The sequence below is a fragment of the Rickettsia endosymbiont of Culicoides newsteadi genome (assembly GCF_002259525.1).
GTDB lineage: Bacteria > Pseudomonadota > Alphaproteobacteria > Rickettsiales > Rickettsiaceae > Tisiphia.
Genome location: NZ_MWZE01000067.1, coordinates 1 through 12,580 on the forward strand (window position 1 = coordinate 1; position 12,580 = coordinate 12,580).

Here is a 12,580-nt window from a genome sequence, read left to right on the forward strand (position 1 = left end):
AAAAAAACATTTATCACAGGCATTAACTCCTTGCAACTCCTATATCTCCTTTATTTTTTCTTATCCCTTATCCCGAATTGACGTAATATACATTTCTGATTTATCATTTTCTATGTCTGAGATTATAAATACCGCTCGTAGTAATAAACTGACCTCATATGACGCAAATTACTTATTATTGGCTATGCACGAAGGATTAGGTATTGCTACTAAAGACAATGATTTAATAAATGCTTGTCAGATAAATGGAGTAGAGATTTTTTTGGATAGCGGGTAAAAAGATAAAAGTAGGGTGGATTTTGATTAATTCATCAATTGACTATATACCTAGGCTCTGTGAACAAAATTTAAATTACTAGATTTCGACTCTTTTTAGCTGCAAATTATAAGATTTTTTTGAAATAGAACTAACTATTCCGGCAAAAATCTTATTAATTTTCGCTTAAAAATACTCAAAATCTAAACAATTAAAATTTTGTTCACAGAGCCTAGCAATGACAGTTAGTATATTCATTTAGAGATTTCTTGATGTTATTAAGTATGATAAGTTCATTTTTCCTCCTAGTAAATATATAATATATTATTTTGCCTATAGTGGTGCGTTTTTTAACTTGCATAACCAACTCCTGCTGAACAATTTCTTGAATTGTCGTTAAATTACCATTCTTTAGAAATTGCGATAAGAGCTGAAGCTGTTCAACACTAAAAGTTGTTAGCAATATTCTAATGATTACTGTAACATAACCTGAAGGAGTTGTTATATTAGTCCTCCTGACATATTTCTTAAAATTTAAACTAAATGTTTTATTTAAATATTTATCGCTAAAAATTTCTACAAAATTTATTTCACGTAATTGGTTTATTACTATTACCCTTTCTTGTTCAATTATCCTCAACATTTTGACTGAAGTAACATAGCTATTTATCTTATAGTCAGCTGCGATTTTACAGGTTATTATTTGTTGTATAAACTCTACATAATTTAGATCTTTTTTTAACAATGAACTAATATTGCTAAATAGTAGCTGATACCTAGTTTTTAAGGCATTTTTAGTAAAACTATCTAAAGAAATATATCGTTTAATAATTTTAGCTTCAAGTTTTGAAGAAAATTTAGATTCAATAGAAGAAATCATTAAAGAAATAGTATGACCACTTTGAATGTTTTGAGTTAACCCTTTTCTAATATAAGATAGTATATAATTAAGATCAGGGTCTACGGTTATATTAAGTATCCTGATAGCATTTATATGCTTTGTAATATTAATTAAAACTTCATGCATAAAGGTATTTCGCTGGAGTAAAAATCTTTCTACTATAGTAAATTCCGAATTTTCTATCTGATGTATCATAGTATTATAATTTTCAAATAATTCTAAAAGCTCATATCCTGAATTATTCAATTTATTGGAATTTTTTCTAAATTTCGATTCCTCATGTATTTTTATCAAAATATGGTTTATAATATTAGATTTAACACATAAATCTTTTAGCCTATTATATAAGCAAATTAACTTAGCATTAGTTAATTCTATTAATACGTTGTGATCATTTATCAGGAAATTAACAATTCTTTCAAAAGTATATTTATAATCTACGGAGTTCTCTGCTTGCAGTATTAATAATATATTGGCATGGAATAGCAATGGGACAGAGTCTTTCCTTAGATCAATAGTAGAATCAATCTGCCATAATTCTTTAATAAGCAATAATTGATCTAAAAGTAGATTTTGTTGTTCTGTTAATAAATTATAGTTAATTGATGAGAAATTGGTGACGTTGTCACTAGTTACTCGCCTATTACATATAGGCATCGCTTCATCGTTCCTAGCACCTATATCTAAATTTACAATAATTGCAGTCGCCTGTAGATTATTTATAACATCTTGATTCTTAATATCTTCAGTTATCAGTAGGCAACAATGTTGTACAAAATTTTCCGCTAAATCCATTACTGTTTTTAGTGCTTGATTATCTTTTGCCCGATGTGAATTAGAAGAGTTTTCTAAATAATCCAATAATTGCTTAAGAGAAGTAAAAAAATTTGTTATCTCTTCTGTTTGATATTTTTGTTGCTTTAACAGCTCAATAGAAAGTGTTCCGTATTGTTCCAAAATGGAATGCAAATTCTTTTGGCTATTCGAACTAAGATAATCAAGCAAATCACTATTTTGTTGCAGGATTTTTATAATACTAAAAGTATACAAAGACCTTTTTAAAGTATTATGATACTTACAAGACACGATATACTCAGAGCTTAAAGAGACGAAGCAGTTTTTTAATCTTTTTTCATACATAACTAATAACCTATTATCTCCTAGAAGCGATGACACCCCCAACTTCTCCTGAATTAACTATAAATACCAATATTATACACCCAATTAGTAAATCAACCAATAACTCATTGAAATTTAATGTAATTCTTACAGATATGGGGGTAAGATAAAATATATTGCCTTAAAAATACAAGTTTTTATTGCTTAAAGGTAAGTAAAACTTTATATTTATATAACATTTGTGTTTTAATTTAATTTCAAAGAATATATCCAGACTATGCATACTATCATTATCATTCTAGTCTCATTATTGTTGATATCATGCTCAGAAGAAAGTGATACATCTAATAATAAAAACAAGTTAGCTGATAATAAGGCAGAGGTAAGTCAGGAGAAAGCACCATCGGAAGAAAATAATGATATAGTCAATTCAGGGGAATTGGGTAGCAGGAGCGATGGAGCGACGCCTATAAGTAATAGGCGAGCGACGAGTGACGACGTCACCAACTTCTCATCAATTGACTATAACCCTGCTAATGATAAATTAGACATAATAGTAGATGATCAGGAAGTAGAACAACAAGATTCTACGATTTCAACTGATACTGAGAAGCCTCTAGAAACAACAAAGAATTCTACAGTTGAATCTGTTGATGGGAAGACTGATGTGCAGGTTGTTAGCCCGAAACAGATATCTTATAAACCAACTTTCAATGTTAGTCAAAATGATATAATACTTGGTAATATTGAGGCAAATGTGGTGGTAGTTGAGTATTTTTCCCCAACTTGCCCGCATTGTGCCTATTATCATGACACGATTCTACCGAAGCTTAAAAAGAAATATATTGACACTAATAAAATTACTTACATAATTCGTGAGTTTATTGGTAATAAACAGGATTTAGATGCAGCAATTTTGCAGCGTTGTCAAAATAATAAAGATAGTTTTCTTAAATTCCAAAGTGTGATATTGTCGCAACAAGATAAATGGGGAGTCAGTAATAGATATCGTGAATTGCTAACAAATATAGCTCAAATTGGTGGAGTGTCAGCAGAAACTTATGCTAAATGTCTTAATGATAACCAAATTGTTGAAACATTACTAACCAATACTAACCTTGCTGCTAGTGTTCCAAATTTTGTTGGTACACCTGCATTCTTTGTTAATAGTATACAAACCAACGGCTATGATTTACAAACTCTTTCTAAGGAAATTGATAAAGCATTAAGCAGCTCTACTACTCACCCTATTAAATGATAAAAAAGTATATGCTCCTATCATTTGAAGACTGGTAGACGAAGATCAAAATTAGTATGTGACTACTGCGATCTTGAATAACGACAACGCAATTATTGATTTTCTATCTGAGTATACATGGCACAAAAGAAATTAAAAGATATCCAAGAAAGGATTAATAAATTTAAAACAAATAGTCATCAGAGGCGTCCTAAGCCTAATCCAGAAAAGCAAATTGATGCATTTGTTATTTCACTAGATTTGGTTTCTAGCGTGATGCTGGGGTTGATTGCTGGTTTTGCATTAGATAAGTTGTTTAATTCTAAACCATTTTGTGTTATAATATTCTTATTGATAGGTACGTTTGTTGGGTTTAGAATAATTTGGCAAAAATTAAATAATAAAAAATAATGTCACATAGTCCTTTAGATCAATTTGCAATAAAGAAAATAGTAGAAATTAATTTATTTGGTTTTGATATTAGTTTTACCAACTCCAGTTTGTATATGGTGCTTGCTGGGGTTATAGTTCTGTCGTATTTTTATTTAGCTTTAAAAGCAGAAAAAATTATTCCGTCTAGATTACAGCTTAGTGCTGAAATAATTTATGATATAATTACAGTGACGTTAAGTCAAAATGTTGGAGAGAAGGGGCGTAAATTTATACCATTAATTTTTACTTTGTTTATGTTTATTTTATTATGTAACTTGCTCGGAATGCTTCCTTACGGATTCACTGTTACTAGCCATATAGCGGTAACCTTCGCCTTAGCAATTATGATATTTTTTATGGTGACAATTATTGGTTTTATTAATCATGGTCTGCATTTTTTATCAATATTTTTACCTAAAGGTACGCCTATTTGGTTAGCTCCGCTTATGATCGTAATAGAATTATTTGCATATTTAGCAAGACCCATAAGTTTATCTTTAAGATTAGCGGCTAACATGATGGCAGGACATGTATTATTAAAGGTAATGGCAGGATTTATAGTATCATTGATGATTTTCCTTAAATTTTTGCCAATTCCATTAATTATTATCCTTATTGGATTTGAAATTTTTGTAGCAATACTTCAAGCTTATATCTTTACAATTCTTGCTTGTGTATATTTGAATGATGCTGTAAATTCACATTAGAAATTTTTATATTTAGGAGTTTATATAATATGGACATGACGTCTCTAAAATTTATTGGTGTAGGGCTTATGGCTATTGGTATGCTAGGTGCTGCCATTGGTGTAGGTAATATATTCAGTGCATTGCTAAATTCAATTGCTCGTAACCCTTCAGCTAGTGATCAATTACAAAGAGTAGCGTTAATTGGAGCTGGGCTTACTGAAGCTATGGGCTTATTCTCGTTTGTAATTGCAATTTTGTTGATATTTACTTAATATAACTATGCCTCAGTTTGACGTTGCTTTTTATTGTTCACAAATCTTTTGGTTGGTATTTGCTTTCAGCTTCTTATACCTTCTCGTTGATAAATTCATCGTACCGTTAACTGAAAAGATTCTTAAGAATAGGAAATCCTATATAGATACTAATATTGCTAGTGCAGAAAGTCTAGCAGCAAAAGCTGATAGTCTGCACAAGCAATATGCTAGTAAGATGGAAGAAATATCAAATATCGTAGAAAATCTTAAGAAAGAAGCTACAGATGTAATAGAAGCATCTTTTATATCAAAGAAAAAGCAGCTCGATGATCAATTGAAAGTACAAATTGAAAATAATCGTCATGATATAGAGACAATTAACAAATCGTTTTGGCTTGATGAAAATGATTCATGTATCAATTTAGCAAAATTATTAATTCAAAAAATTACCAATCAACAAGTTGATTTAGAATTACTAAGAGAATCTTACAAAAAGATAAAGTAATGGGATGAAATAATGGAATTATTTGATGAAAAATTTTGGTTAGCCATTTGTTTCCTAATTTTTTTGTATTTAGTCTATAGACCGATAAAAAATATAATTTTAAAATCGTTAGATGACAAAATTATTGCTATTAAAAACCAAGTTGCAGAAGCCCAAAAGCTTAACGAAGATATGGTTTTACTATTTGAAGATGCTGTAAAGCAAATACAACAGCTTGATGGTCTAAGAGAAGAGATGCTCAAAAATGGCAAAGAAGCTGCCAATAATCTAATTGAACAACAAAACGCGGAAATTGATAAATTCTTAGAAAGCAAAAAACTTGAGACTATAGATTTAATGAATAGGCAAAAACTAGAAGCTTCTCAAATGCTGCAGTCTGAGTTTTGTGATAAAATGGTAAAATTAGTAGCTATATATATGCAGTCTACAAAAAATAATGGCATGTCAGATAGTGAAATAGCCAAAAATCTCATGGAAAATCTACCATCAAAGTCACAATAGTGCCTATAAAAAAGTCGGTTTCAAAATAGTAGATAGCTTTACTCCATCTACAGGCTACTTTAAGGATGTGCTACATTATATTTAATGATTCTGAAGTTATAGCGATCCGATTAACATTACTTCGTCTACTGTTAGGAGTGTATAAGTTCCAGACGTCATTGCGAGACCACATAGTAGTCGTGGCAATCCATTTTTGGTTGCTTTTATGGGTTGCTTCGTCGACCTACGGCCNATTTATTGCATTTTTTGACCTGATTAAATGTTCTTCAAACCTTGTGAAGTCTAGGGTTTACTAAAATCAATTAATTGGCAACTCGTGTTATTTTGCAACAATTTCGTGGGGATACATCAGCTCGCAATGACGTTATCTGTCATTGCGAGACCACATAGTAGTCGTGGCAATCCATTTTTGGTTGCTTTTATGGGTTGCTTCGTCGACCTACGGCCTTTCTCGCAATGACGTTAGTCTATATGCGTGGCTAACCTTCTCGGGTTAGCTATATAGTCAATTCAGGAGGATTTGGTGCTAGGAGCGATGGAGCGACGCCTATAAGTAATAGGCGAGCATTGAGCGACGACATCACCAACTTCTCATCAATTGACTATATCCTCACTGTCCGGCAAAAATCCTCTATATTGTGCATCCCAGAGAGTTTTATATAACTCTCCTCTAGCGATTAACATAGCATGAGTACCGTCTTCCACAATTTTACCACGCTTGAATACTAAAATACGATCCATGTGTAAAAGTGTTGATAAACGGTGGGCAACGACTATAGTTGTAGCATTAGTGGTTTCCAAAACTTCATCTATAGAGTTTTGAATTAAAGCCTCGGTTGGCGAGTCAAGTGCCGATGTTGCTTCATCTAAAATAAGGATGGGGGCATTTTTTAAAATAGCTCTAGCGATTGCAATTCGTTGCCGTTGCCCGCCGCTTACTTTTACCCCTCGTTCACCAACTATTGAATGATAACCATTGGGCATCTGCAGAATATCATCATGTATTCTAGCTTTTTTACAGGCTTCCTGAATCTCTTGTAAAGTAGCATCATATTTAGCCAGCTGCAAATTTTCTAGGATAGAACGATGAAACATCGTAATATCCTGTGGGATTACTGAAATATTGCTTCTTAGTGACTCTTCCGTTACCTGCGAAATATCATATCCATCAACTAAAATAGTTCCGCTTTGCAAATTGAAATATCTTAGCAAACATTTGATTAAGGTAGTTTTGCCAGCCCCTGATGTCCCAACTATACCAATCCTTTCTCCAGCTTTGATATGTAATGTAAGATTGTCAAATATATTATCTACACCACTACCATAGTTGAAGGTTACATCTTGATATTTAATATCACCTTTGACAGAAGGAAGCAACTTAGCATTTTCTGTATCGGTGACATTTGAGATAGTATTAATAAAGTTGTATGAAGATTTGATAGCAGCGATTTTAGGATTAATGGAAAATATTATATTATCTAATAATTGATCAATCGCCCATTCAATTCTAAAAGTAATCACCATACTAATGGCAAAATCACCAGCAGTGATTTGTCCAGTTTTATATAAATATGCTACCACAAATATTTGAGCCGCTGCCATTAGAGTAATTAATATGCTATCAGTCAAGTCTACATAATAAGCATCATATACCCGAGTTTTTCGATCCCAACTTTTCCATTGATCAATGGCAGGCAGGAGCTTTAGTTTCAGTTCTGTCCAAACATTGCCAATAATTTTAATACCAAAAATATTAGCAACAGAGTCATTGATAATACCTACCGCTTCTTGTCGTGCCTTAACATATTCTTCTTGTAACTGTATTTGTTTCTGGAGTAAAACTGATAATATTGGTACATACACCACAATAAAAACAATTAACACTCCGGCTATCTTGTAATTCATTGTACACAAAAATATTATGCCACCTACAACAACTACAATATCTCTCAAAGCACGACAAAGAATAGTGATAACAGTTATAATGCCATCTTGAAAATCAGTGATTTTACTGGCAATTTCTCCCGATAAATGTGAATCAAACCAATGCAAAGAATGTTTCATAGTCTTGTTGTAGGCATATTCAACGATTTCTGCCAGCATCACTGGTTTGTATTTAATGTCAAAAAGCCTAAAGGTAAAATATACCCCGTGGTGCATCATTTTATATAATACAAATATTAAGAGAAGTAGGGTAACATTGTCATGTGGATTCTTGGCAATAGTATTAATAATTTCTCTAATTTGATAATTAACAAAAATATCAAGTAGTACACCACAGATATATATAAGGACAATGCTAGATAGGTATACTCGATATTTGTAAGCCAAGGAGTATAAATATGATTTTAATCGATAATTTTGCTGTTTGGTAGAGACCATAAAATATTTCTTTCTAATGATGCAAAAATGCACTTCATTATAACAGGTTATAGCTTCCCCACTAAGCACTTTTTTAGGATTTTTTAATTATTCTATATCATTGACAGAAACCAGACATCACAATATATTTAATAAAATAATTATAATGAGCAGCATAGTGCAAAAATTCCTAAAATATTCGGTAGCGTTATTTATTTTAATAATTGTTATATTGCTGATAACCCCTTTATTTATTTCTTTGGAATCATATAAAAAACTAGCCTCTGATAAGGTCAAAGAAATAACTGGTCGAGAACTACAAATCAATGGAGATATCAGCATTTCTTTGCTGCCCATTCCAACTATTATCGTTAAAGACCTAACACTTGCCTCTCTAGATGGTGCTAACTACCCTTCTTTATTGGATGTTAAGGAAGTAAGTGCTTCTATTTCTATATTATCTCTAATTAAAGGAAAGATCGACATTTCAACGATTGAAATCAACCAACCAGTAATTAATTTAGAACGGATGAGTAATGGTTTAGCCTCTTGGGAATTTGCCAAAATACCAACCAATGTTAGTACAACCCCAACTGATAAAATGAACGATAGCAAAGCTCCATTTTCTTTATATATCAACTTAATTAAAATTGTTAATGCTAAGTTAAATTATGTTGATTTTACTGATAAGACTAAAGGTAATAACGCTTCTCCAACAACCATAGATATTGACAGATTAAAAATCAAATATCTTCATGGACCATCTGATTTATCCTGTAAGTTTTCTTCTTCTGGCAAGAATTATAATATCAAAGGTAATATACAAGACAAGCAGGGTATCATATCTTTAACAGCAGATTTAAATGCTCTGCAAGAAAAGGTTAATTTTTCAGGTAACTTTGCTTACGATAATATGACTTTTGCTGGACAACTTAAACTGGAAGGAACTGCTAAAAACCTACAAAGTATTTTTCCTGATATGTCTATCCCTAACGATTTAGATCATAAACTAACTTTTAACGTTAATAGTGATAAGAAATTATTAAAAATTAGTGATATTGATTTTACCGTAGGTAAGTTATTAGCTAAAGGTAATGCTAACTTCCACTTTCAAGATAATAAGGTAGATTTAAAAATTAAATTGTTAGATAAGACATTTTCTCTGGCAACAAGCTTTGCTTATTTAGATCAAAATTTATCTCTAAATAACCTTAATTTTACTGTAAATAAAGCTAATTTAACAGGTAATGTAGGGGTTAAGGATTGGGATAAAGAGCTAGTTGTTTCTTATAATGTAAAAATTAGTGAGATAGCAGCCATTGCTAGTTTATTTGGCATGACTCTACCGATTAATCTTGGAGATATTTGGCTAAAGGGAGAGACTGTTAAACAACAAAATAAACAACAGAATTCTCTTAAAACTAATATAAATAAATTTACTGTTCAGTTAAAAAAGAATCCTATAAATCTTAGTGGAGTAGTAACTATCAATTTAGCTTCTGCTAAACCAAATATTTTATCAGATATAACAATAGCTTCCTTAAATTTAGATGACTTAAGTGATACACCATCTCCTAATATGGCTGCTAATTCTGTGCAAAATGTAAATCATTCTGTTGTAGATAATTCTGTACCCTGGTCTAAAGATGTTATAGATTTATCATTTTTAAACAAGTTTGATGGAAATTTAACGTTAACTATACAGAAAATTATTAAAGGGAATCTGAACTTTGATAACGTCAAAACTAATATGTTGCTTGCCGGTGGTGTGCTAGATATTAAATCTATAAATGGTAATTTATATGGGGGAACTTTATTTGCTACTGGACAAATTTCTTCGCAAGTTAACCAACCTGTTAGCTTTAAAGCTACTCTTAAAGATGCTAAGTTAAAAAATATAGTTTCGCAAAATATAGCTTCACAGGGAAGTAAAATTAAAGTTACACAAGGGACTGTTAATTTTGTAACAGATATCAAAACAAAAGGTCAAAGCCAATCTCAATATGTAGGTAACCTATTTGGTACAGCAACATTAACAGCATCTGACGGTATAATTAGTGGATTTGATTTACAAAAACTATTAGATAACCTTAGAAATATTAAAAACCTGGCAACTATTTTAAAAATGCTCGATGTTTTCTTGGCAAGTGGTGAAACAAATTTTCAAAAGCTTGCGGTGGATAGTGGAATAAAAGAAGGGGTAGTTAATATAATAAACGGTAAATTAGATGTTGCTTCGTCAGAAGTCACAATTACTGGAAATGTTAACCTACCTAAATATACCCTTGATATGGATAGTACTATTAATGTAAATATAAATTCAATACCACCATTGAAAGTTCACCTGTACGGCAATCTGAATAATCCACAGCATAAACTTGATGCTAAAGCATTAAAGGAATATCTTACGAAGAATTTAGTAAATAGCGTGGTTGATGGCGTTAAGAAAGGCACAAAGCCTGAAGATCTATTAAAAAATATTATTGGGGGAAGAAAAAACAAACAAGCTACAGGAGAAGAAACACAAAATAATCAACAAAGAGAGCCTTCTAATAATAAGGATCCCATCAATAAAGTAAAATCTACCATTGAAAAAGGGCTAAAAGGATTATTTAAATAATAGTCATCCTAGTACTACAGTTGTAGATTGAATGTGAGTGTTCACGGAAAAAAGGTTAAAGATGTCATTGCGAGCTGATGTATCCCCACGAAATTGTTGCAAAATAACACGAGTTGCCAATTAATTGATTTTAGTAAACCCTAGACTTCACAAGGTTTGAAGAACATTTAATCAGGTCAAAAAATGCAATAAATTCTCAAAATTAGAAATTTTTTAAAATACATAGCGTTTTGATTATACTTTTCACGTGTCAAATAGTTCGTAAACTGCTTGACATCTAGGTTTCATGTAGCAAGAATTTCGTGGGGATACATCAGCTCGCAATGATGGTGTGTTGCACAAAGTGCCTCCTCGCTAATAGCACCAGTTACTATGGATAACATACTAATCGGGTTAGCTATAGATAATTTTTGACAAAAATTTTACGGTCTCTCATGAAAAAGAAAGATTTATCAATTTTAATAGGTAATAGTCTGGATCATTTTGATACGGCTATTTATAGTTTTCTTGCTCCAATTTTATCAATAGTCTTTTTTCCTAAAGATGACCCTATAGTTGCTTTGATCTTAACCTATGGCATGTTAGCAACTTCAATAATTACCAGGCCAATTGGTTCAATAATTTTTAGTATAATTGCAAAAAAACGAGGGGCAACTTTGGCTTTATCCTATTCATTAATAGGCGTGGCTATTACCACTATGTTAATAGGAGTTATACCAACTTATCAAATGATTGGCTGGTTTTCACCATTGATGCTGCTTATTATTCGAATGATGTTAGGAATTTTTGGTGAAGGAGAACATTGTATTGCCAAATTATATATTGTAGAAAATAAGACGCAGAGTCGAGGAGTGAAAGCATCTTACCTATACGAACTATCAACAATGTTTGGGATTATTATTGCCTCTTCTGTCAGTGCAATTCTAATTGGTTCTAGTCACCATGAATATTGGCGTTTATGTTTTATATTAGGAGGTAGTACAGGGATTGTAGGGGTTTATCTTAGACGTTATTCCAATATGTCTCAAAGAGCAATAGAACAAAAATCTTACCCATCAAATGTGATATTGAATAATAAGTACAATATTCTGCGTATATCTAGGGAGTGTTCGTCAAACTGTGTCAAGTTAAAAAAATAATCTTTTAAATATATAAAATAAAGATTATTGATGTTGTAAATAGCGAAGAATGTGGATAAGTTACTATCAACTTATCCACATGTTCTTCGCATAAAATAATAGGAAATTTGACATGAGCAAACCAATGAAACCAATTCAACTAGACCAAGTATCGCAAATACTTAATCAAGATAAATGTATAGAAATCATTCAAGGACTATACCAAGGTAAACCGCTACTTGGTGCAGGTGGACTGCTAACATCATTAGTTAAAGATTTTACACAACTTGCCCTAGAAAGTGAAATGGATTGTCACTTACTGGAAAATAGTTTAGAACAAGGGAATAACCGGAGAAATGGTCTTACTACTAAAACTATGAAGACGGCTTCAGGTTCTTTTGAACTTGAAACGCCAAGAGATCGTAATGGTACTTTTGAACCACAATTAATAAAAAAAAAGACAGACTATTTTAAATGAAGAGTTAGATAATAAAATATTAGGCCTGTATGCTCTTGGAACTTCTTACGAAGGGATTGCTGGACACCTACAAGAGATATATGGTGTAGAGGTATCAGCTGCGACGATT

At 31.6% G+C, this 12,580-nt stretch carries 12 protein-coding genes; 10 read left to right on the forward strand and 2 right to left on the reverse strand.

Features of this window, described 5'->3' with window-relative positions:
• Positions 1-277, forward strand: a 277-nt coding sequence (locus RiCNE_RS08050) for a type II toxin-antitoxin system VapC family toxin (protein ID WP_239832712.1), incomplete at its 5' end; no start/stop codon positions are given.
• Between the two features lie 211 nt (positions 278-488).
• On the opposite strand, the gene RiCNE_RS05065 is transcribed toward RiCNE_RS08050, so the two are convergent.
• Positions 489-2,297: a hypothetical protein gene (locus RiCNE_RS05065; protein WP_094649514.1), complete on the reverse strand. Its 1,809-nt coding sequence runs from the start codon at positions 2,295-2,297 to the stop codon at positions 489-491.
• A gap of 256 nt (positions 2,298-2,553) precedes the next feature.
• Here RiCNE_RS05065 and RiCNE_RS08430 point away from each other — a divergent pair, with 256 nt between their 5' ends.
• The 6 genes from RiCNE_RS08430 (at position 2,554) to RiCNE_RS05095 (ending at position 5,894) form a co-directional block, all read left to right on the forward strand.
• On the forward strand, positions 2,554-3,534 hold the full coding sequence (locus tag RiCNE_RS08430; RefSeq protein ID WP_094649515.1) for a thioredoxin domain-containing protein: 981 nt from the start codon (positions 2,554-2,556) through the stop codon (positions 3,532-3,534).
• 117 nt (positions 3,535-3,651) lie between these two features.
• Positions 3,652-3,924 carry an AtpZ/AtpI family protein gene (locus tag RiCNE_RS05075; RefSeq protein WP_094649516.1) on the forward strand — a complete coding sequence of 91 codons (273 nt, stop codon included), beginning with the start codon at positions 3,652-3,654 and terminating at the stop codon, positions 3,922-3,924.
• Complete coding sequence (locus RiCNE_RS05080) at positions 3,924-4,652, forward strand: F0F1 ATP synthase subunit A (RefSeq protein WP_094649517.1); 729 nt, start codon at positions 3,924-3,926, stop codon at positions 4,650-4,652. The genes RiCNE_RS05075 and RiCNE_RS05080 overlap by 1 nt, the downstream gene beginning before the upstream one ends.
• A gap of 29 nt (positions 4,653-4,681) precedes the next feature.
• Positions 4,682-4,906 carry a F0F1 ATP synthase subunit C gene (locus RiCNE_RS05085; protein ID WP_094649518.1) on the forward strand — a complete coding sequence of 75 codons (225 nt, stop codon included), beginning with the start codon at positions 4,682-4,684 and terminating at the stop codon, positions 4,904-4,906.
• A gap of 7 nt (positions 4,907-4,913) precedes the next feature.
• Positions 4,914-5,393, forward strand: coding sequence for a F0F1 ATP synthase subunit B family protein (locus tag RiCNE_RS05090; RefSeq protein WP_094649519.1), 480 nt, complete (start codon positions 4,914-4,916; stop codon positions 5,391-5,393).
• A gap of 12 nt (positions 5,394-5,405) precedes the next feature.
• Positions 5,406-5,894 (forward strand): F0F1 ATP synthase subunit B family protein, encoded by a 489-nt coding sequence (locus RiCNE_RS05095; protein WP_094649520.1) that lies wholly within the window; start codon positions 5,406-5,408, stop codon positions 5,892-5,894.
• 594 nt (positions 5,895-6,488) lie between these two features.
• Here the strand turns inward: RiCNE_RS05095 and RiCNE_RS05105 are convergent.
• Positions 6,489-8,276, reverse strand: coding sequence for an ABC transporter ATP-binding protein (locus RiCNE_RS05105; protein ID WP_094649522.1), 1,788 nt, complete (start codon positions 8,274-8,276; stop codon positions 6,489-6,491).
• 145 nt (positions 8,277-8,421) lie between these two features.
• Between RiCNE_RS05105 and RiCNE_RS05110 the strand changes: the two genes are divergently transcribed.
• The 3 genes from RiCNE_RS05110 to RiCNE_RS05120 all read left to right on the forward strand — a co-directional run bounded on the left by RiCNE_RS05110 (position 8,422) and on the right by RiCNE_RS05120 (position 12,471).
• The gene (locus RiCNE_RS05110; protein WP_094649523.1) at positions 8,422-10,875 is read left to right on the forward strand and encodes an AsmA family protein; all 2,454 of its coding nucleotides are present in this window, start codon (positions 8,422-8,424) and stop codon (positions 10,873-10,875) included.
• Between the two features lie 434 nt (positions 10,876-11,309).
• A complete protein-coding gene (locus RiCNE_RS05115) occupies positions 11,310-12,014 on the forward strand; it encodes an MFS transporter (protein ID WP_094649524.1) in 705 nt (234 codons plus the stop codon).
• 112 nt (positions 12,015-12,126) lie between these two features.
• A complete protein-coding gene (locus RiCNE_RS05120) occupies positions 12,127-12,471 on the forward strand; it encodes a transposase (protein WP_094649525.1) in 345 nt (114 codons plus the stop codon).
• Positions 12,472-12,580: the final 109 nt, after the last annotated feature.

What these genes read in the sequence shown, in the direction of transcription:
- RiCNE_RS08430 (WP_094649515.1), top strand. Translation starts at nt 2,554, where the DNA reads ATGCATACTATCATTATCATTCTAGTCTCATTATTGTTGATATCATGC.
- RiCNE_RS05090 (WP_094649519.1), top strand. Translation starts at nt 4,914, where the DNA reads ATGCCTCAGTTTGACGTTGCTTTTTATTGTTCACAAATCTTTTGGTTG.
- RiCNE_RS05080 (WP_094649517.1), top strand. Translation starts at nt 3,924, where the DNA reads ATGTCACATAGTCCTTTAGATCAATTTGCAATAAAGAAAATAGTAGAA.
- RiCNE_RS05110 (WP_094649523.1), top strand. Translation starts at nt 8,422, where the DNA reads ATGAGCAGCATAGTGCAAAAATTCCTAAAATATTCGGTAGCGTTATTT.
- RiCNE_RS05120 (WP_094649525.1), top strand. Translation starts at nt 12,127, where the DNA reads ATGAGCAAACCAATGAAACCAATTCAACTAGACCAAGTATCGCAAATA.
- RiCNE_RS05105 (WP_094649522.1), bottom strand. Translation starts at nt 8,276, where the DNA reads ATGGTCTCTACCAAACAGCAAAATTATCGATTAAAATCATATTTATAC.
- RiCNE_RS05085 (WP_094649518.1), top strand. Translation starts at nt 4,682, where the DNA reads ATGGACATGACGTCTCTAAAATTTATTGGTGTAGGGCTTATGGCTATT.
- RiCNE_RS05115 (WP_094649524.1), top strand. Translation starts at nt 11,310, where the DNA reads ATGAAAAAGAAAGATTTATCAATTTTAATAGGTAATAGTCTGGATCAT.
- RiCNE_RS05075 (WP_094649516.1), top strand. Translation starts at nt 3,652, where the DNA reads ATGGCACAAAAGAAATTAAAAGATATCCAAGAAAGGATTAATAAATTT.
- RiCNE_RS05095 (WP_094649520.1), top strand. Translation starts at nt 5,406, where the DNA reads ATGGAATTATTTGATGAAAAATTTTGGTTAGCCATTTGTTTCCTAATT.
- RiCNE_RS05065 (WP_094649514.1), bottom strand. Translation starts at nt 2,297, where the DNA reads ATGTATGAAAAAAGATTAAAAAACTGCTTCGTCTCTTTAAGCTCTGAG.